12 protein-coding genes and 3 pseudogenes are annotated in these 20,542 nt (G+C 55.2%); 6 read left to right on the top strand and 9 right to left on the bottom strand.

All coding sequences use genetic code 11. The annotated features are described in order from the left end of the window. Positions 1–55 precede the first annotated feature (55 nt). The 5 genes and pseudogenes from ABD971_RS36165 to ABD971_RS33980 form a co-directional block, all read right to left on the bottom strand. Positions 56–1,519, bottom strand: a pseudogene (locus ABD971_RS36165) (LLM class flavin-dependent oxidoreductase); the annotation flags it as partial. Between the two features lie 117 nt (positions 1,520–1,636). Then, positions 1,637–3,406: pseudogene (locus ABD971_RS36160) on the bottom strand (AMP-binding protein); the annotation flags it as partial. A 30-nt stretch (positions 3,407–3,436) separates the two neighbouring features. Beyond that, a pseudogene (locus ABD971_RS36155) lies at positions 3,437–3,916 on the bottom strand (formyltransferase family protein); the annotation flags it as partial. 280 nt (positions 3,917–4,196) lie between these two features. Next, positions 4,197–5,240, bottom strand: coding sequence for a ferrochelatase (locus ABD971_RS33985; RefSeq protein WP_345328168.1), 1,044 nt, complete (start codon positions 5,238–5,240; stop codon positions 4,197–4,199). Between the two features lie 803 nt (positions 5,241–6,043). Further along, positions 6,044–7,597, bottom strand: coding sequence for a C25 family cysteine peptidase (locus tag ABD971_RS33980; RefSeq protein WP_339936470.1), 1,554 nt, complete (start codon positions 7,595–7,597; stop codon positions 6,044–6,046). Between the two features lie 119 nt (positions 7,598–7,716). Here ABD971_RS33980 and pdxA point away from each other — a divergent pair, with 119 nt between their 5' ends. Beyond that, entirely contained in the window at positions 7,717–8,676 is a 960-nt protein-coding gene (gene pdxA / locus ABD971_RS33975; protein ID WP_345328165.1) for a 4-hydroxythreonine-4-phosphate dehydrogenase PdxA, read from the top strand. 41 nt (positions 8,677–8,717) lie between these two features. Next, positions 8,718–10,424, top strand: coding sequence for a DUF6798 domain-containing protein (locus tag ABD971_RS33970; RefSeq protein WP_345328163.1), 1,707 nt, complete (start codon positions 8,718–8,720; stop codon positions 10,422–10,424). 25 nt (positions 10,425–10,449) lie between these two features. On the opposite strand, the gene ABD971_RS33965 is transcribed toward ABD971_RS33970, so the two are convergent. Beyond that, complete coding sequence (locus tag ABD971_RS33965; protein ID WP_339936463.1) at positions 10,450–10,998, bottom strand: hypothetical protein; 549 nt, start codon at positions 10,996–10,998, stop codon at positions 10,450–10,452. Positions 10,999–11,234: 236 nt separating this feature from the next. Here ABD971_RS33965 and ABD971_RS33960 point away from each other — a divergent pair, with 236 nt between their 5' ends. After that, complete coding sequence (locus ABD971_RS33960) at positions 11,235–14,147, top strand: hypothetical protein (RefSeq protein ID WP_345328160.1); 2,913 nt, start codon at positions 11,235–11,237, stop codon at positions 14,145–14,147. A 153-nt stretch (positions 14,148–14,300) separates the two neighbouring features. Beyond that, positions 14,301–14,870 carry a hypothetical protein gene (locus ABD971_RS33955; RefSeq protein ID WP_345328158.1) on the top strand — a complete coding sequence of 190 codons (570 nt, stop codon included), beginning with the start codon at positions 14,301–14,303 and terminating at the stop codon, positions 14,868–14,870. Positions 14,871–14,925: 55 nt separating this feature from the next. On the opposite strand, the gene ABD971_RS33950 is transcribed toward ABD971_RS33955, so the two are convergent. Further along, entirely contained in the window at positions 14,926–16,134 is a 1,209-nt protein-coding gene (locus ABD971_RS33950) for an SHD1 domain-containing protein (protein WP_345328156.1), read from the bottom strand. Positions 16,135–16,591: 457 nt separating this feature from the next. Between ABD971_RS33950 and ABD971_RS33945 the strand changes: the two genes are divergently transcribed. After that, entirely contained in the window at positions 16,592–17,896 is a 1,305-nt protein-coding gene (locus tag ABD971_RS33945; RefSeq protein WP_345328154.1) for a TMEM43 family protein, read from the top strand. A 263-nt stretch (positions 17,897–18,159) separates the two neighbouring features. Beyond that, positions 18,160–18,717 carry a GNAT family N-acetyltransferase gene (locus tag ABD971_RS33940; RefSeq protein WP_339936455.1) on the top strand — a complete coding sequence of 186 codons (558 nt, stop codon included), beginning with the start codon at positions 18,160–18,162 and terminating at the stop codon, positions 18,715–18,717. Here the strand turns inward: ABD971_RS33940 and ABD971_RS33935 are convergent. Then, positions 18,687–19,622 carry an N-acetylglucosamine-6-phosphate deacetylase gene (locus ABD971_RS33935; RefSeq protein ID WP_339936453.1) on the bottom strand — a complete coding sequence of 312 codons (936 nt, stop codon included), beginning with the start codon at positions 19,620–19,622 and terminating at the stop codon, positions 18,687–18,689. The genes ABD971_RS33940 and ABD971_RS33935 overlap by 31 nt on opposite strands. Beyond that, the gene (locus ABD971_RS33930) at positions 19,619–20,386 is read right to left on the bottom strand and encodes a glucosamine-6-phosphate deaminase (protein ID WP_339936451.1); all 768 of its coding nucleotides are present in this window, start codon (positions 20,384–20,386) and stop codon (positions 19,619–19,621) included. The genes ABD971_RS33935 and ABD971_RS33930 overlap by 4 nt, the downstream gene beginning before the upstream one ends. Between the last annotated feature and the right edge of the window lie 156 nt (positions 20,387–20,542).

Below are 20,542 nucleotides of genomic sequence, written 5' to 3'. Positions count from 1 at the left end.
AAGGATCCGGTCGAAACCGGTCGGCGGTCAATTCGTCTTGCCGCAAATAGCCCACCGCAACACCGTCACCCCCAATCCAAAGATTCCCGGCAACGCCATCGGGCAGCGGCTGCAAAAAATCATCCAGAATATAGATCCGAGTATTGGCAATTGGTTTGCCGATCGAACCGGCAAACTTGACACCTCGTTCGATGATTTTGCGGGTCGACCAGACGGTGGTTTCGGTGGGTCCGTAGACGTTCACCAAACGAGCCGACGCGGTTTCCGTCAAGATTTGGTCGGCAAGTTGAGCGGGTAGTGCTTCGCCGCCAAGCATCAGATGAGAAATCGACGTGATTGCCGTTCGCGACGCGTCGTCCTCCATCAACATTTGTGCCATCGATGGAGTGCACTGCAAATGAGTGACCGCATGCTGGCGGACTAGATCGAGAATGGATTGGGTTGCGACCGGCGGCGTCGCGATTTCGGTTTGGGCCCGCAACCGCAGCGCGTCGAGGTCTTTCAAATGAGCGTAGGCGACGTCCGCAGGCACTCCGAAGTCGATCAGGCAAGCAATTTCAGTAACGCCGGCGCCGTGCAACTTTCCAACCAGGTCGAGACATTTGTCAGGCGTTCCAAACAAGCCACTCGACTGAAAATAACGCTCAAATGAAAACGCCAACAAGTCGTCCATTTCCGCGCCGCTGATCTTATCGATATCAAAGTCGCTGACCGTCGTTCCATCGGTCCGCTTTTTGAACGCAGCCCAGGTGTGTGAGAATCCTTTTAGTAAACTTGCCGATGTTCGCAGGTATTCGGTCAGCGGTTTACGAACAAGTTCACGAACTTCGTCATTCGAATCGCCGACAAACGTGTGCACCATCACGGTGACTTCACCGGGCCCCGCGTGGCCGGCTTTCGCCCGCGCGTCGCGATACGCGTCGATTCGAGCGGTCAATTCTTCGATCGTTTGTCCCAGCAGATGCGTCAAGATGTTGGCACCGATTGAACCTGCCATCCGAAACGTGTCTTCGTTGCCGGCCGTCGTGACCCAAACCGGCAACTCTTTTTGCAGCGGACGTGGATACGTTTGGATGGCAACCTCTTTGCCGTCATGCCCGGCAAATCCCACGGTCTCGCCACGCCAAAGCCGACGCACGAGATCGATGTTATCTAACATCACCGTTTTGGCGTTGGCATAGTTTTCCGGAGCAAAAATAAAATCGTTCGGTTGCCAACCCGAGGCGAACGAGATGCCGACGCGGCCGCCCGAAATCTGGTCGACCACGGACCATTCTTCGGTGACGCGAGCCGGATGATGCAGTGGCAACACGACGCTACCCGAGCGGATTGCGATGCGGTGGGTGATCGCGGCGACTGCGGCGCTGGTCACCGATGGATTCGGGTACAATCCGCCAAAATCGTGGAAATGACGCTCGGGAGTCCAGACCGATGAAAAACCATGCTCGTCTGCAAACCGGGCTCCATCGATCAGCAACTGATACGGCGATTTGCTCTGATTCGCACTACTGGAAAAATAGAACAAACCAAAGTCGATCGGTTTCGCTGCGTGACGCAGTTTCGCCGTCGACGCGATTCGCGATGGTGTGTCATGAAGCACGACTTTTAAACCGCGTGCCAAGGTCCACAACAGTTCCAACACCGAGATATCAAACGACAAACTGGTGACGGCAAGCCAAGTGCCCGGAGGATCATGCGGAATCAGATCATCCATCCCGGCAAAGAAATTGATCACGTTTTGATGCGTGACCATCACTCCCTTGGGTTGGCCGGTGGAACCCGAGGTGTAGATAACGTAGGCGAGACCAGACGGTTTGCTTGCGGATTCTCGCGTTTCCGTTTTTTGTGTCTCGGTCAGAGGAGATTCGAAATTGCCAATGTCGATCGTTTCGACTTCGCTGTTCGGCACGCGAGCACGGCTGAGGGGATCGACCAAAATGCAGCGTAAACGTGCATCGTCGATCATCAACGCGATACGGTGGGCAGGAAACTCGAGATCCAGTGGCACATAGGCGGCACCGGTCTTCATGACTGCGACAATCGCCGCAACCATGCCAAGGCTTCGCGTGGTGGCGATCCCGACAAGATCGCCTTGGCCAATCCCTTGGGATTGAAAGAACGTGGCCAAACGATCGACTTCGGCAGCAAGCTGTTGATACGTCCACTCGTGTTGCCCATCGACCAGGGCGATTGCCTGCGGGGTGCGTTTGATTTGCGACGCAATCGCTCGATCAATTGTCTCGCGGTGATCATAGTCACGAGCGGTGCGATTTCGCTCAACCAGAATTTGCTGTTCTTCGGGCTTGCTGAGCAGCGAGATCGTTTGCACGGCCAGCGCGTGGCCGGTTTCGCATCCAGCGATAAAAAGTGGCAAGCGAGAAAGCAACTCAGGCCATACGTCGTCGAGGTCGGCAGCTTGGTATCGCAGTTCCGCCACCGAGGCATCGGATGCGATCCACAGCGAAAGCGGCGAATCGCCAGCCGAGGGTTCCGCGAGCGAATCGACGATGTGAATGCTCGCCGTGTCTTTCAATGGGGCATTGTTGATCGCGGGATAACGCAGTGGCAGATCAGCCGAAAAAAATCCGTGCCGATCAATCAATTCGCGTTCCGCTCGCACCGCATCTCGATGAGTCGCAAAGGATTTCTGAGGATCGATGTCAATCCCGAGTGGTCGCTCTTTAGCGAGCAGTTCCGCAGCGACGGTCGACGAATCGTAAAACGCGATGTCAAAGCTGCGGTTTCCGCTGACACGACTCAAAAACAATCCGAACGCAGCAATCACGTCGTCGATGCCCCAGTTATCCGGGACAGAAATTGGCAGACACGTTTCCGTATTGGATCCCTGTTCGGATTCACGCCCCGATTTACCGCCGTCGGGTATCACCAGTAAAGGTCGAACTTTTGCGAGTCGCTTGATCCAAAAGTCCTGCTGCTTGCCTGCGGACCGTGCCGCTTGGTTGATCGCGTCCTGCTGAATCGTTGTCAACGCATCAAGCGACTCACCAACCACAAACGCTTTCGCCGCTGGGTTATCAATCGCGGGTGCAGTGGTCAGTGGCCAGAGGCTGCCCAACCGTAGATCACCGGTGCGGGTTGCCACAATGATCGCGTCGGATTCCACTGCCACGATCGTGCCTGGTTCCGACTTTGATGGGACATCCAGCACGTCTGCCGAACGTGTGATCCACCATTGGTTCCGATATCGAAATTTGGGTAGGCCCAACGGATTTTCGAAGCGGTTGCCAAAGTCCAACGAACGAACGATGGCAGCACAATCGATCGCCGAAGCGGAGGTATCAATCCAACCGTCGCAGTGAAACCGTTTGTCGCGTGAAAAATAGCTCCGCTGTTGCAAATCTTGCGGCGTGGGACGGAACGATGGATCCAAGATCCGATCGACCATCGTATCAAACGAATCGCTCGCTGCTTGGAAACATTTTGTATTCAGCGTCAGTGAGGTCTCATCACCAGCAATCTCAATCGACACTTGCAGAACGATGTCCCCTGCATCGGCTTGGTCGGTCAAAACGTGCCAAGTGATCCCGTGCTGCGGTTCGTTCGCGGCGATGGCCCACGCGGTTGAATTTAATCCGGCATAACCAGGCAGAAGCGAATCATGAAAATTGATCGCCCATCGCCTAGCCAACGCGATCACCTCGCTGGGGATCATCCGCAGATAAGTGACGCTGAGCAGAAAATCGAACGGCGCCGCGGCGGCCGCGGCATCGGCGAGAGCACGGGGATTCGACCGAGGATCAACGCAGGCGATCTGGTGATCTCGCGACCATTGCAACACATCGGGGTGCGACGATGCGATGGCGGCAATCTGGAATCCACGGGCCAACAGTGATTCGGCACACTGGACGACAAGAAGTCGATCTCCCAATAGAAAGGCCGAGTGCGGTTGGGTCATGGGTATCAGCGATGCAAGCGTAACTCAAGAGTGGAATCTATCCCCCCATTAGCATACTAGAGTTTGATTCTCTGATAGAAGCCTTGCAACGACTTCGCCCAAATTAATCCCGTTTGGACGCAAATTCGGTTATTAGTATCCGATTGTCGCCGGATATCTCGGACATCGGTGAATCGCGGCTGGCGAAGGTAGGTGTATTCGTTTTTCTCGCAGCGAAACTCGCGGTGTTTTTCGCGACGTCAAGGTATTTGCCGCCTTGGACAGCCTCTGGCAGCCTGGGCTACGACGCTCCAACTTGAGGGCGGCGCTGCGGTGTGTACAGACAGCAATCCGCCGGACAGACGTCATGCCAAGGACCGAGGTCGCCGAGGGCGCGACGCATCGGATCGTCGGACAACCGTTCCTGAACCAGCTCGCGAATCATGCTGACAAATTTAGGGGACACGCCCGCCGTGGCCGCTCGCGCCATCTTGATGTCACGCGACTTGCAAAGATCCGCGGCTTCTTCGTCCAAATCAAACAGCACCTCCATGTGATCACTAACAAAACCGATCGGCATGACGATTAGCGACCCCAGCGGCGACGAATCATCGAGCTCCGTGATCGCATCACACACATCGGGCTCGAGCCACGGTTGTTGCGGTGGACCGCTGCGGCTTTGGTAGACTAATTTCCATCGGTCGGCGCCTGCCATGTCGGCAACCAAGCGGCACGCCTCGTTGAGTTGCCGTTCATAGTCGCAGTGATCGGACATCGAAAACGGAATGCTATGAGCCGTAAACAACACCTGAGTCGTCGCTAGATCGGCGTCGATCGATTGGGCCGCCACTCGCAGATTCTCGGCCAACGTTTCGATGAACAGCGGATGGTTGAATCCCATTCGCACTTTCTCTACCGCCGGTGCGCCCTCGCCGACCGCTGTCTGTGCGGCGAGGATGTTTTCGCGATATTGGCGACAACCGCTGTAGGAACTAAACATGCTGGTGAAAAATGCGAGCGAGCGTTTGCAGCCATCGTCTCGCATCTGTCGCAACGTGTCTTCGAAATACGGATCCCAATTGCGATTGCCCCAGTAAACCGGCAATTCGATTCCGCTCTCCTTGAATTCGGACTTGATCGCCGCGAGCAATTGACGATTTTGTTCGTTGATGGGGCTGACGCCGCCGAAATGTTGGTAGTGCTCGACGACTTCCATCATCCGTTCACGCGGCACATTTTTGCCTCGCAACACGTTCTCTAAAAATGGGATGACGTCATCAGGCCCTTCGGGACCACCAAAGGAAACGAGCAAGAACGAGTCATACGGTGGCGTTGTATCGGACATACAGGAGCGAGTCTTTGAGGAGGGGCAGTGAAGCAGGGCGATTAATCGTTCTGAACTTTAGAAGATCGGCAAGGATGTGTCGATAACGCAGCCACCCCCATGATTCACCCTCCCAGCTTGCGTCGGGAGGGTTCGGGAAACGAGCCTTCAGCGAGTTTTCCGGGGAGGGTGGCGACCTCTTTCTTGTACCGTCCACCGACTAACACCACGAACCCCACCCAGCGTCGGCTGCCGCCGACTCTGACCTCCCCACAGGGAGGTGAATTCGGTTTACCCTCCCAGCTTGCGTCGGGACGGTTGGGAAACAAGCCTTCAGCGAGTTTTCCGGGGAGGGTGGCGACCTCTTTCTTGCACCGTCAACTCACTAACACAGCGAGCCCCACCCAGCGTTGGCTGCCGCCGACTCTGACCTCCCCACAGGGAGGTGAATCCCGATTCACCCTCCCAGCTTGCGTCGGGAGGGTCGGGAAACGAGCCTTCAGCGAGTTTTCCGGGGAGGGTGGTCACTTCTTTCTTGCACCGTCCACCGACTAACACAACGAGCCCCACCCAGCGTCGGCTGCCGCCGACTCTGACCTCCCCACAGGGAGGTGAATTCGGTTCACCCTCCCAGCTTGCGTCGGGAGGGTCGGGAAACGAGCCTTCAGCGAGTTTTCCGGGGAGGGTGGTCACCTTTTTCTTGCGCTGTCCACTCACTAACACAACGAGCCCCACCCAGCGTCGGCTACCGCCGACTCTGACCTCCCCACAGGGAGGTGAAATCCGATTTTCCCTCTGCAAACCTAAGCGGCCGAGCAAGCGGCTTAGCGTTTCGCGGGCTGGCGTACAATGGTGGATGCCGACGCGGTGGCCCATGTCTGCTCACCGGCGACCAGACAACGGACAGTCAACGGACCGCTGACGTCGGTCGGCAGCACAAACACGCATTGATGGGTCTGATTCGCCGTGACCGGTTGCGTGATCGAGGCAATCGAGGTTTGGTTCGGATCGTCGTCATCCGAAGACGATCCCAGCGGCCGATCGAGCGTCATCGTCAACTCGCCGTCAATTGAACAGGTCGACTCGATCGTGATCGTTTCACCAGGGTTGTAGCCCGGTTTGACTTGGATATCGAGCGATTCGGGAGGATGCAGACGTAGCGTCGGATCACCCAGCAAATTGTACAGCCGGACATGTTCGCGGCGTTCGTCGACGAGGTTGGTGCCTGCGGGGCTAATCATGGTGGCGAGCGAATCGATCATCATTCGCGTGGTCGATCGGTCGGTCGTCGAATCCCGCTGCATCTCGACCAGCGTGTTCAGCCACGCATCGCCCAGTCGAGCTTCTTTCTGATGATAAACGCCGTCGATCAATCCGATTGCGGCGGTCGCGTTACCGTAGGGCATTGTCACTCGCGTTCCCGCGATCACTGCGATCGGGCCTCCGTCGGCCAACAGCATTCGCTCGGCAAAACAATCTTGGGGTGCGTCAATCGCTCCGGTGTAACACGCCAACAGCAATGCGATTGGCGAACACGCACCGACACAGTTCAGTTGTCCGATGCTGTCGCAATCGAGCACCGGTTGCCCTTGGGCATTCGCTGGAACTCGGTCTAAATGAGTCACTTGGCCGTGACCGGCATAGACCCAAAACCGAGCGCCGCGGTTGTAGTTTTCGATCACCGCTTCGGTAAACGATTTAGTTTTTGGAAAAAAGCGATGATTGGGACTGGCGTAGGCAACGGTGGTGCGAGTTTCCGCAGGCAGGACTCCGGTCACAATCGTGCGGGTCACCGATTCAATGGCCGTGTCGATCATGCCGCCGAAGCCCCCGATGCCTCCGACCAATTGCACATTGCCTCGCCAAGAACCAAAGTCCGCATTTTGTTCATAGCGGATAATCCGCTCAACAAACGATTGTAATTGCGTTTCTGCTTTGACAGGAAACCGACCGACGACCGCCTCGGGAATTCCATCGCCATCGAAATCGCCAAACGGCATGTCGCTGGACAACGTGGGGGTGGAACCATATTTGGCGGTCACCGTGGTCGCAGAATAGGTGGTCGGAATTTCAAGTAGTGGATTGCAGGTTGTTCCAATCGACGGGGCGTCTCCCACCAACACGACGTACCGGGTGCTGGGATCAGCCGAGGCCTGGATTGCCGCTTGCAGCGATTTGGCATCGGGATGATTCTCGACGATCGATACACTCAATCCGTCGCGTTGACGATGATCGATCCAGTGCCGCAGTTCGGCGCGATAGGTGGGGGGACAGACGGCCAAAATATCGGCAGCCACCGCAGCACGACGATCCGCGACTGCACATGCGACGACCAGCAACAATGCAGAAAGCGAAAAAAAGGTGTTTCGAGAGAACATACCGGTCATTTTAGAAAGGGATAGAAATCAGCTAAGCTGCGTTTCTAGTCGTACGGCTCAATTGTAAAGTGCGACAGTCTCTCTTATCTCAACGAATCCAACTTTTTTACGCTAGATCAATGTCCGACGACGTACCGACGCCCCACCCGAAAATCGCCATTACCGTCGGTGACGTGGCCGGAATTGGGCCCGAAATCGCCCTAAAATGCGCCTCCTCGGCGAAAATCACCGAATTTTGCACCCCAATTTTGTACGGCCCCCAAGCGGTGCTCGAACGAGTGGCGAGCCAGTTCGATTTGCCAATGCCCGCGGTAGTGGACCTGCCGCTTGCCAACATCAACGCCCTGATCCCCGGGCAATTTAGTGCTGACACCGGTCGCGCGTCGTTCGAAGCCGTTGCCGCCGCAATCGACGCGACGCTGAATCAACAGACTGCTGCGATCGTGACCGGGCCGATCCAAAAAGAAGCCTGGCACGATGCCGGGATCGATTTCCCAGGTCATACCGAACTACTGGCATCGCGAACCGGGACCGATGATTTCTCGATGATGTTGACCAGCGAATCGATCTCGTGTGTGCTGGCGACGATCCATATCCCGCTGGCCGACGTGCCCAAAACGCTGACGACCGAGGGAATTTTGCGAGCGATCCGAATGGCAGCCGACGCACTCCAGCGGCGATTGAAGCGATCGCCGCGAATTGCGGTGTGTGGGCTGAATCCGCACGCAGGCGAGAATGGATTGTTCAGCCATGGCGAAGAATCACGGATCATTCAACCAGCGATCGATCGTGCTCGGCAGGAAGGTCACGATGTGATCGGCCCTTTGCCACCCGATACCGCGTTCACTCCGGCAATGCGAAGCAATATCAACGTCTATGTTTGTATGTATCATGACCAAGGCTTAATCCCACTAAAGGCACTTGCGTTTGACGATGCAGTCAATGTTACGTTGGGGCTTCCCATCGTGCGAACCAGTGTCGACCACGGCACCGCAATGGACTTGGCCTGGAAAGGGGTCGCGAATCACGCCAGTATGATGTCGGCGATCCGCATGGCTGCCGATCTTTGTAGCCGCTAGAAGCTTGAAGCCGCTGGAAGAACGTGAAGGATTCTGTTTTTGTGTCACCTGATTTTGGAGTAGCGGATTTAATGCCAGAGGATGACGAGTCGGCGAGTCAGGAAACTTCGGCTGTGGAACAACCGATCCAACACCCGCTAGCGGTCAAGAGCCAACGGTCGATGGGGTGGGCAGCACTCGAAGTGATCGCGGTCGTCGCGTTGTTCTTTATCTACGCCGCCGACGCGCCTCCGATGGTGAACGAAGCTCACTATTTGGTGAAGGCAAAAAATTTCTGGCAGCCCGATTGGTGCGCCAACGATTTGTTCACGGCGTCGGGCAAGGCACACACGACATTCTATTTTGTGTTTGGGTGGCCGACGCTATTCCTGTCACTCGAGGCCACCGCGTGGATCGGCCGCTTTGCCGGTTGGACCTTGATTGCCATCGGGCTGTATCGACTCACCACGGCACTCGTTCCAATGCGGTTTGCCACCCTCGGGGTCGCGATCGCTTGGATCGCCGCAGTCGAGTACGGTAATCTCGCAGGCGAATGGGTGATCGGCGGTATCGAAGCCAAGGTGCCCGCGTACGGATTTGTCTTGTTGGCGCTCGCCGAACTGGTTCACCGCCGATGGAATCGTGTCTGGATATTGCTCGGCATCGCCTCGGCATTCCATGTGCTCTCGGGCGGTTGGTCGGTCGTCGCAGTGGCGATTGCGTGGCTGATCAGCGAACGACCTCGCGAGCACCGCAAACCGTTTTTCACTCCGGCGTTGTTTCTCGGTGGCGCGATCGCGTTGATCGGCGTCTTGCCGGCGCTATGGTTGACGATGGGTGGCGACGCGGCCGACTCAGTGCGAGCGGCGCGGATCTACACCTACTATCGGTTGCCGCATCATTTATTGCCGTCGAACTTTCAGTTCCACTGGTATGTTCGGCACGCAGTGTTGCTCGGCAGCGCCGTCGGGCTTGCCTGGCTCACGCGTCATCAAAGTGAACGTGAGCAATCTGAACGTGAGCAATGGAATCGCATTCGTGGGTTTGCAGTCGGAGCGATCATGATTGCGGTGATCGGTTTGATGCTGGGAGGCTTAAAAACTTACTCGCCCGATCTGGCAGCAAAACTATTGCGGTATTACTGGTTTCGGCTGTCCGACGCTGTTGTCGCCCTTTGGTTCTCGCTGTTGCTGATGCGTTGTATTTCGCTGCGGCATGAGGCAAAGTCGATGTTCATTTCCGGCTACGCAGGATTAGCGATATGTGTGGTCTTGGTGGGAATCAGCAGTTTTGACCGCATGCGACTGGGGGTACCGCCGTCGGCTAGCAACGCCATGTTGGGCTGGGACGTCGACGCACCGCCTGCGAAACAACAACGGGTGTTTGAGGACTGGTTAAAGGTATGTGATTGGGTTCGTCTGGCCACCGATGTGGATGAAGTATTTTTGACGCCACGTCATCAACAAAGTTTCAAATGGTATGCCGAGCGAGCAGAGGTGGTGAACTGGAAAGACGTGCCTCAGGACTCAAAAAGCTTGGACCAGTGGTACAGGCGTTTCCGAGAAATCTACCCGGTCCGGCTCAGCACGATTCGGGTCACGATTCACTATCAATCGTTGATCGAGTACCGCGAAAAGTATGGCGTGAATTACATTGTCGTCGATCGACGAATCACGGGCCAGCACATGCCGTTGGTCCGCGTCTATCCGCTCGCAGAAAACGAGAACCAAACCTACGCGGTTTACGAGCTGCCCTACGCGATGCCTTGAGGATGTTATTATCGATCGTGCTTGCCTACGTCACCGGATCGATCACTTCAAAGAACCGCTTGCGAGGTCGGCCCACAAATCGAAACCAGCCTCTCCGCCGACGACGGATCGATTTCCAAAACCGTCGCACAATTAAGTTCATCAATTCCTGATCGGACAATCGGTCAAAGGCCATGTTGCGAACAATCCGTTCTTCTTCGTTGAGCGTGATCTCCTTGCTCTTCTCGAGCAATTTGGAACGACGGTCGCTATCACACATGGATTTTGTGAGAATATTCAGCATATCCTCACGACTTAATCTCTGCAGTAAAAGCGAGCCAATTTCCTCCTGGTCAGCACTAAGTCTGGTGTCACTACGCTCGCGAATCGTCCGCAAAATTTGAACGAAGTTGACCACCAGAAATACTCCCATCCAAGACGCCGGAGCAAACATCGCTTCCGCTTGGCAGCAGAAAAAGATGATGCCGAAAATCAGTCCTGCGCAGGTCAAAACGCGAAGCCAAAGGATGTCTCGGCACAGGTACGAGCCGAGGTAAAACGCGTTGGCGATATGGATACAGTTATCCACGGTCATAATCGATTCTCTAATAAATCCTGTTGCAAACTCTGCGAGTGGTTGGCATCCCAACACACTGATCTCTATTCGGCCAACCTGTTGTTCAAAACAGCTCGTTCAGCGGCCTAGCCCCGTCGACGGCGTCGCCCAATTGCGCTGGCAGCCTTTCATCCGAGATGAGGCACGCAGTTTGCATACCCCGTGCCATAACAACTAGACGCCCTATCTATCCCAAGCAACGTAGTCCGCAATCGATGCCATACCCGAAGACCAGTGTCTTTTTCGCGTTCGTTTTTCTCGTCAGTGTCATTGGCACTGCTCTCTTTTACAATCGACTCGCCGCCCGCCAACCGACCCATTTACGTTCGGCTACGAATGAGGATTATGCAACGGGCAGAGCAAACGAAGTGGGGCAGAAACGAGATCCGAATGGAGACGAGTTTGGCAGACCGGCGGACCTGCCCTTGCCGAGCACGCTGACGGTCAATGAATACGAGGCACAACTCTTTTCCTTTCTAGCAGAGCGTCAGTACATCGAGCTCGACTGGCGAAAAGACAAATCGGTGCGTGACACGGGGCCGTATATTGACGGAGTGTATTACGGTACGCACCCCGCGGTTCGCGTCTTCTACTCGCCCGGGATTATTCGCTGGCTGCGGAGTGATCGTGCCGGTCCGATCCCCGATGGCGAGATGATAATCAAAGAGCAATATCCACCGCCCGCGATCCAGCATCACGGGAAGTCCGAAGAACAATTACGAGCCTCGCTTGAATCGTGGACCGTGATGGTGAAGGACAGCTCCGGTTCGCACGACGGTTGGTTCTGGAGCAACCCTGGCTCCGACGCAAAGCCTTTCGACTACCACGCTAACAATCAACAACCGTATTCAGGTTTTGGACTTTACTGCGTGCGGTGCCACGCGTCGACGCAATCTCCCGCCGCAGAGTCTCCTGAATCAATCGACAATGAGTTCACTTTTGCCTCGCTCCGCAACATTGAGGGTTTCCCAGGCGAACCGATCCTTTTTCGTGTTGACGATTCATGGCGGAAAGAAACCGATAAAGAAGCCGCCTCCGCAAAACCGGACAACGAGGAAAAGGAACTTTCCCGAACGCCGAGCGAGGAATTCTTGAGATTATTCGCTGCCATTGAAACTATCGATGTCGCGATGGTCCCCTGCTTGCCTTCCACGAGTCACGATGCATTGCCTGCGACCCGGAATGGGATTCGCGACTTCGTGACGTCGAATCAGTGCATGAACTGTCACGCTGGACTCACCGGTCCGTTGGGCCCGGTTGGGTTCGTTCCTACCGATGACAGTAGCACGACCTACGGCGGGGAAGGTGTGAATGTTTCACCCTATGGTGAGTGGCGATGGACGCCGATGGGACTGGCTGGTCGCGATCCTGTTTTTTATGCACAAGTCGAAAGTGAGATTGCACTGATTCGCCAGCAGTTTGGTGAGGGCGATGAAGCGAAGTCACTTACAGAGACGCTCGTCGATACCTGTCTGCGGTGTCATGGAGCGATGGGTCACTTGCAGACAAGTCACTCGGGTGGTCCACATGACAAACTCACTCTGGATGACGTGCATGCAAAATCGGAAACTGGCGCACTGATTCGAGAAGGTGTTAGTTGTATGGTTTGTCACCGGATGCAACCGCTGCCTCAATCCGACGATGACGATCGGCCTTACCTCGCCCACTTTTTGGAAACGTCGATCACGGGAAACGTACACCTTGGGCCGCCCAGCGAAATCTATGGGCCATACCAAGACGACAAGCTTGCGGGCTATGCGATGCAGCACGCGATCGGATTTAAACCCAAACACAGCGATTACATCAAACAATCTCAGCTATGCGGCACGTGCCACACGGTGTCTCTGCCAACGATTGATAATCCCTTGGTCGCTGGCGAGATCGAGCGTGAAGATGCGCAATTGGTGAAGAGTGAGTCGGTGCCCGAATTTAAAAAGTTTCACCATCATGTTGAACAGGCGACCTATCTGGAATGGCTGAACAGTCAATTCAACAACGAAACAAATCCAGACGCACCCCACGGGCAATCTTGCCAACAGTGCCACATGCACGATCGCACGTTCGCAGCCGAGACGGGCGACGAAGATAAACGGATTCAGACTCGAATCGCGGCCATTCAGGACGCGTCGTACCCCGACGCCGAGAATCTCGCAAAACATGATGATTTACGTATCCGTGTGCGCGAGGATTATCGGCGGCACGGCTTTGCCGGACTGAACGTGTGGCTGTTAGAGTACTTCAAGCAATTCGATGACGTGTTGGGCGTCAAGAAAACGGATTACATGACGGGGTCAAACCGTGGCGCCGATCAGGCGATCGCGGGGATGGTCCGGATGGCCCAACAGCAAACCGCCGCCTTGAAGGTGGATGCCGCCGCAACCGCGATCGACGGAAAGCAAACGATCGAAGCCAAAGTTCACATCACCAACTTGGCTGGCCATCGATTTCCCACCGGCGTCGGTTTTCGCCGCGCTTTCATCGAGTTTGTCGTCCTCGAAAACGCGGGCTCATCGGACGAACGAGTCGTCTGGGCTTCGGGACGGACCAACAAGGTCGGTGTAATTTTGGACGAAAACGGCGAACCGCTCGAGACGGAATTTTTTGACAAACAGGATCCCGACCAATCGTTCCAACCGCACCACCTAGTGATCAATTCGCCGCGTCAGGTGCAGATTTACGAAACGCTGTTAAAAGACAACGCCAATCGGTTCACGACCAGTTTCGTCCGAGGCTGCTCGACCGTGAAGGACAATCGATTGCTTCCCAAAGGTTGGTCCGCCGAGGGACCAGGGCACGGGCTCAGCGGTGCTTATTTGACCGCGACGCTGCCGGGACCAGTCGCCTCGGGTGATGAGGACTTTATCGACGGTACGGGCAGTGACACCACTCTCTACCAAATCGCGGTTCCCGACGACGTGCAGGCGAGTCGACTCTCAGTGAAAGCGACCCTCTACTATCAAGCAACGCCGCCCTACTATCTAGATAATCTGTTCAAGACAGCACCCGACGGCAATGCAACCCGGCTGCTGCATGCAATCGCGAGTCGCGTCGACCTAGAAAACTCGGCCATCTCGGACTGGAAGCTGCCGATCGCCGAAGCGACGGCCGCGATTACAATCTCGCAGTGAATCGCTCGTAGCAACCTGTTTTTAGAGAGAAGCGGATCTTAAAGAGGAAATTGATTTCTTGGCGGCGTGGTTCGACTAAACTGTCTGCTCCGATATAACGGGTATCGGCACAGGAAACTTAGTTGGAACGATGGCTTAATGAGGAACGTCCCAGTGAATCGGATGATTGGTTATTTACTGCTTTGCATGATCTCGGCCCCTTTATTTGCGGATGATTGGGATCCCAATGACGATACTTTCGATCCCAATCTTCAATCCGTCGTGATCGGCGATCGATCGTGGATTGGTGATCCTTCTGCGTTCGTTCACACGGAATCTTCTCGAACCGGCTACACGTATGTAAACGCGACGAATTACGCAGGCATGGATCCAGCCGTACAAATCTCACTGATGGTGCCGCTGAAGCCAGGTGAAACGGTGCCCTCGGCCGGCGGGATGCTGATGCTGGACAAAAGCCAAACCGAAGCGTTCGTGAAAGCTTTGACAGACAAGATCACGACGCCACCCACGGATAAACAACAGCGATGGCCCATCAAAACATCGCTCAAAGGAGCGGACTGGGCGTTGACCTATCAGGCTGTTGAAGAGCAGCGATTCCTTCAATGGGAAAACAAGACCAAGGACAAAGTCGGCACCTATCGTTTCACCATCAACGCGACGAAGAAATTGATTGGAGCAATCCAGCATTCGCTGGGTAAACTCGAAGCGAAGTCGGACCAATAGCCCGAGCATCGACAACATTGAGTAACGTTTCGGTTCACGCCCGACGTCAATCCGACTAATTCTGGATCGACCAGCGACCGTCTACTTTTGCAAATACCAATGGTGGCCGATCAATGGGAAACGTTACTTGCGACTTCGCTTGATCGTAAACAGCTTTGCTGAAATCGATCTTCGCGAGTCCTGCAGTCAGCTTGGGTTTGATTTTCGATTCGTATGCGGCGATCATCTGTTCCCATTGATCGGGATCTCTCTTCATCTGTGTGATGAATTCATCCGACATCAGCAGCTGCAAGGTAGATTCCGCCGACTCGGTTCCCGCCAAGCTGGCCTGCATACTTGCAATCACTTGCTCGAGTTCCTGACGAACCGCATCGGGTACGTTGCCGCTTGGAGCTGCAACCAGTAACTGTGCGGTAGGTGCAATCCTGATAATCTCCGTGGAGCGTTCGTCAGTCGAAGCACTGGATTGGAAAACTAAGATGCGATCGGCAAGATAAACGATATAGGTGTAAAAGTACTGCTCCGCCCCCTCGGGTGATTTACCGCTTACATGAAATTGGTACTGCGAACCGCCGTCATTGAGCGACTCGATGGAGGTCGCCTTGAGGTTTTCAAACTTGGCTTCCTGTAGTAGCTGCACCAGCGCGTTGAATTCCACTTTGTTGGACGTTTCGGCGGGCAGCTTGGGAAGTACCTTGAACACCAAACGCTCACCCTTGTGGCCATCCACTCCGTCTGCGACGAACAAGGGTGGCTGCACAGCCGCCTTCCGCCAAATGAAATTTTCGGCTTCGCCGGCCATGTCGATCTGAACAAAGGGGGCCAATTGGACAACGGAATCGTTGACGAGATTAACACCGATCAACGCGGGGTCCGCCAGATCTAACAGTAACTGTTGGTATCGCTCAGGCGTCATCGGTTCGGCGGCAGGCATTGCTGCAGTGTTTGACGCCGCAGACGCAGACGCAGCGGCTGCGGGCTTGTTTGCTGATTCGGCGGGCGCTGTCGAAGCGGCTTGCTTGGCGTAGGCTTGATCCGCGTCACTCAGTCGCGATAGCGGAATGGTAAACGCCTTGCCATCCGCACGAACAAGCGTAATTTTGTCGCCGTTCACATCTTTGAGCGTAGCTTCGATTTTCTTTCCATCGGATGATGTCCATGTCCGAGATGCCTCTTGTGCATCGACGACACCAACAAACGAACTTGAGACTGCAGTGACAAGCAGTAGCACGGCAACGCGACCTAGCATGGACGATGGTGACATCAATATTCCTGAAAAAAAATTGGAGAGCGTGTCGGTCTTTCCCGCTAAACGCAGCATTGAACAAAAGGAATCGAGGCTGCGCATTCTACCTCCGCCGAGGTGGTCCGGGTGGAATTTTCGAGGGACAAATTTTTGAGGGACAGAGCGTTGTGTATTAGAGCGTTGTTTAAAGTGTTGTGCAAAATCAGAAGTCTCCGAAGTTGGGGAGAGGTGGCAGAAAACCAACGCATTTAAAAATCACGACAACATCAATGTTTTGGTAGTCCAGGTTTAGCTTCCAAGACGAGCCCAAACTGCCGAGCGTCATCTGACGATTCTGACGCAATCTTCTTAGCCCCCGACGGCGTCTGTTTCGAGTATCATTTCGGATCATGGGTTGCATGTTCGCGATAAGTCCACCGGACTCGGCAGCGGCCCTTCGTCTTTTTTCTCGCCCATTGGATGCGGAAGCGGTTGCATGGTTACCGAAGTCACTCACGAATCTTGGTTTAGCCGAATCGTCGGGTCGATCAAGGGAATTGTCATCGGCGGATTGCTGTTCCTAATTTCCTTTCCGCTGCTGTTCTGGAACGAAGGACGCGCCGTTCGTACTGCCAAAGGTTTGAAGGAAGGTGCCGGAGCGGTGGTCCGTGTGAATGCGGATGCTCCCGATGCTGCGAACGATGGCCAATTCGTCCATGTCAGCGGTTTAGCCCATTCGTCCGAGCGTTTGACCGACGACGCGTTCGCCATCACGCTGGAGGGCATTCGGCTGAAACGGCACGTCGAAATGTATCAATGGGATGAAGACGAGGATCGTAAAACGAAAAAGAAACTCGGAGGCGGAACCACCACCACAACGACTTACAGCTACGAAAAACGCTGGTCCGATCATCGGATTGAATCAGCGGACTTTAAAGAGTCGGGGCATAACAATCCGTCACAAATGCCTTTCCAAAACCACGTCGCCCAAGCAGAAAACGTGGTCTTGGGTGGTTTTCGCCTGTCGCGATCACTGGTGAACCAAATCGATCTCTCGGAGCCTTTGTCATTCACGAAAGAGGCATTGCCTGAACCGATTCGCAGACACTCGGTGCTGCGAAACGATGGTCCCAACGGTTCGCCCCGGTTGTATTGGTCCGCAAATCCGAAGCACGCTTTCCTTACGCCGGACGAGTCGGTTGCTGCGGATCCGATCGATCAAACCGACACCCCCGAGGACACTGATTCCAGTGCGTTCGAGGTGGCCTCGCAGGATGACAACTTCACAACCGACGCCCCGCAAATCGGCGACGTGCGAATTTGGTTTAGCAAGACACCGAACACCGAAGTCAGCGTGATGGCAAAACAGTTTGCTGAAACGTTTGAGCCGTATACGACTCAGGCGGGCACCGAACTAAATATGCTGGCGCTGGGCGTGGTCAGCCCCGAAGCGATGATCGCTCGCGCCGAAGCCGACAACGTCAATCTGACCTGGATTCTGCGTGGGGTCGGCGTGATCATGATGTTCTTTGGCGTGTTGATGGGAATGAAACCCCTCGCGGTCTTAGGGGATGTGATCCCGTTGTTCGGCAGCATCGTCGCCTTCGGAACCACGATTGTTGCGGCAGGTATTGCGATCAGCCTGTCGTTGGTGACCATCGCCATCGCGTGGATCGTCTATCGACCGCTGCTGGGGATCGGCTTGATTGCCGTGGCGATTGCGATCATTGCGTTTTTAGTGACGCGATCCAGACGGAAACCCGAAGTGCTCGCTCCCGGCGTGTTTGAAGTCGTCGAGTAGCTGTGGCGTTTGCTACGACAGGCACGACATGTTTTAACCGCAAAGACCGAAGCCGCCGCAAGGTTTCAAGCTGCGGAAAACTATTTGCGACGAGACTGCGAAAACAACAAGCTTCCAGCGTGCTAGGCTTAATCAAAGTTGTTAGGCTAAAAAGAGAGGGACACGCCTAACAAGCAGGCTTGCAAGCCAAATGCAATGTCCCCAATCAGGGCGGTGTCCCCGTTCAAGGCGTCCGGACAGCCAATGTTGCTGGGTAAAACACGATGGGATTAACGTACTTCAAGCGATTTCGGATGGAGTTTGATCTCACCGGACCAATGATGGACGAAGCAGTCACGCCATCGGGGTACGAATTGGTTCCTTTTTCAGACGATTTGCTTCGTGATCACGCGACGGCGAAATACCGCAGTTTCCGCGAAGAGCTTGACGCCAACGTTTTCCCCTGCCTGGCTCGGCGCGACGGATGCCTGAGTCTGATGCGAGAGATTACCGGTCGCATCAGCTTTGTTCCCGAGGCGACGTGGTTGGTCCATTACCGGCCAACTCGGTCCACTCGCGCCGAACCGGTCGGCACCATCCAAGGCTTGCAGCTCGAGGGCTGGGGAGCGATTCAAAATGTTGGTGTCTCACCCGAGCATCGCGGCCGTGGGCTTGGTTCGATCCTACTGGCTCGTGCCGCCAAGGGATTTCGCGCCGCGGGGTTAACGCAAATGCATCTCGAAGTGACGACGGACAACACCGCGGCGGTTCGACTGTACGAGCGACTGGGATTCCGCCGCGCTCAAGTGGTTTACAAGGCGGCTGAAGTCGCTGGCGTGTAGCCGAGTAACCGCTTCGGATTGTCTCGCATCCAAGCGTTGATCTCCGTTGTGGTTGCCCCAAGATCGCGAATCAGAATCTCGCGCATTTTCGGAAGCGTGGTGGCACAACCGGCAAAGTGTGTCCGGCACTCGGCCCAGGCGGCGCCATCGTCGTCGACGTAGACCGTTTGCCCAGCCAACTGGTATTCGCCTGGCCCCAGTCCCGCGGCGGCAATCGCGTCGCTGACGATCACGACGTTTTCAGTGGGCATGCACCGCAGGTAGTTTCGCAGTGCAAACGTCGGAACGTGATGTCCGTCGGCGACAAAGCTGATCATCAAGCGATCCGAGCGACTTAAAACTCGCTGAATGATATTGTCATGCCGATGCAATTGGCTCGGACATCCGTTGCCCAAATGCGTGTACAAGCCCAGCCCTGCATCGATACATCGATCCAGCTCGTCAACCGATGCATCGCTATGACCTGCGGCCACGACCACGCTACGGTCCCGCAAAAACCGAGTCACAGCGGCACCGGAATCCATTTCGGGTGCAAGTGTAACGAGCCGCACATGTCCGTTGCCCGCATCCAGCAATCGCTCGGCGGCGTCCGCGGTGGCAAGCTGAACGGCCGCCTTGGGATGCGCACCGACAAAGCCGTCCACAGGGCTGATAAACGGGCCTTCGACATGAATCCCCGCGATCTGTTTGCGAATTTCGGGGACCGATTCAATCCAATCGGCGATGCGAGTGATTCGCGAAACCATTTGGTCCATCGGCGCCGTGATAATGGTCGCCAACGTTTGCTCGACTCCATCACATGCCAATTCGGTACATGCTGCGACCAAGTCGGCTTCGCTCAATTCGTCGGAATTAAAGTCAACTCCTGCATAGCCGTTGACTTGCAAGTCGATAAAGCCGCTCACGTGACCGGCTCCAATTCATTTCGCGTTTCATCGGACAACTGACTTGCCGAAGCTTTGTCGATGATCAGCGTCGTGCCCTCGTGTTGCTTCAAAATACTGGCAGGCACCATCGGATCGATTCCGCCTTGCAATGTTTGTCGAACCGCGTTGGCTTTCTGAGTATCGGGAACGCTACAAAAAATTCGTTTTGCTTTCAGGATTTGTTGCACCGACATGCTGATCGCTTCGGTCGGCACGTCGCTGAGCGAAGCGAACCATCCTTCGCCCACTTGTTGCATGCGGCATGCTTCGTCGAGCTTGACGATCAAGTAGGGATCCGTGGTATCGAAGTCGGCTGGCGGATCGTTGAAAGCCAGGTGCGCGTTTTCACCGATGCCGACCAAGGCCAGGTCGATGGTAGTGTTTTGCAGTGCCGAACCGATCGTGGCAATCGTTTCTTTGGGGTCTTGGTCACCATACAGAAAGTTGAATTTAGAAATCGGCACGTGGTCGACAAAACGTTCTTTCAGATAGCGACAAAACGAGGCGGGGTGGTCGGCGGACAAGCCAATGTATTCGTCCAGATGAAAACCGGTAACCGAGCCCCAGTCGATGCCGGGCTGTTTGACCAGTTCGCCCAGCACTTCGAATTGGGAAGCCCCCGTGGCGATCACAATCGTGGCGTGTCCCTGTTGTTGGATCGCGGTTCGGATCACTTCGGCTGCATGTTTGGCGACCCAGTGGCCCATGGCGGTTCGATCAGCGGCTAGAATCGTACGCATCATCACTCTAACGTTAAGGTGGGATCGGAGGGCTCAGGAAGATCCCCTGAGCGTCTGCGTGGTGGAAATACCGGCTGTGGAAATGCCGGTCGTAAAAATAATAGTGAAGATCAACAGATTTAGGGCTGCGAAACGCTGGTGGCCCCAAATCTCTATAGA

Source organism: Novipirellula rosea (assembly GCF_039541335.1).
Taxonomy (GTDB): Bacteria; Planctomycetota; Planctomycetia; order Pirellulales; family Pirellulaceae; genus Novipirellula; species Novipirellula rosea.
The sequence above is the reverse complement of the archived record's forward strand: the minus strand, read 5'-3'. Positions and strand labels throughout refer to the sequence as shown.

Excerpts from the sequence above, each read along its gene's own strand:
- ABD971_RS33985 (WP_345328168.1), bottom strand. The coding sequence starts at position 5,240 with ATGTCCGATACAACGCCACCGTATGACTCGTTCTTGCTCGTTTCCTTT.
- ABD971_RS33980 (WP_339936470.1), bottom strand. The coding sequence starts at position 7,597 with ATGTTCTCTCGAAACACCTTTTTTTCGCTTTCTGCATTGTTGCTGGTC.
- pdxA (WP_345328165.1), top strand. The coding sequence starts at position 7,717 with ATGTCCGACGACGTACCGACGCCCCACCCGAAAATCGCCATTACCGTC.
- ABD971_RS33965 (WP_339936463.1), bottom strand. The coding sequence starts at position 10,998 with ATGACCGTGGATAACTGTATCCATATCGCCAACGCGTTTTACCTCGGC.
- ABD971_RS33960 (WP_345328160.1), top strand. The coding sequence starts at position 11,235 with ATGCCATACCCGAAGACCAGTGTCTTTTTCGCGTTCGTTTTTCTCGTC.
- ABD971_RS33950 (WP_345328156.1), bottom strand. The coding sequence starts at position 16,134 with ATGTCACCATCGTCCATGCTAGGTCGCGTTGCCGTGCTACTGCTTGTC.
- ABD971_RS33945 (WP_345328154.1), top strand. The coding sequence starts at position 16,592 with ATGGTTACCGAAGTCACTCACGAATCTTGGTTTAGCCGAATCGTCGGG.
- ABD971_RS33940 (WP_339936455.1), top strand. The coding sequence starts at position 18,160 with ATGGGATTAACGTACTTCAAGCGATTTCGGATGGAGTTTGATCTCACC.
- ABD971_RS33930 (WP_339936451.1), bottom strand. The coding sequence starts at position 20,386 with ATGATGCGTACGATTCTAGCCGCTGATCGAACCGCCATGGGCCACTGG.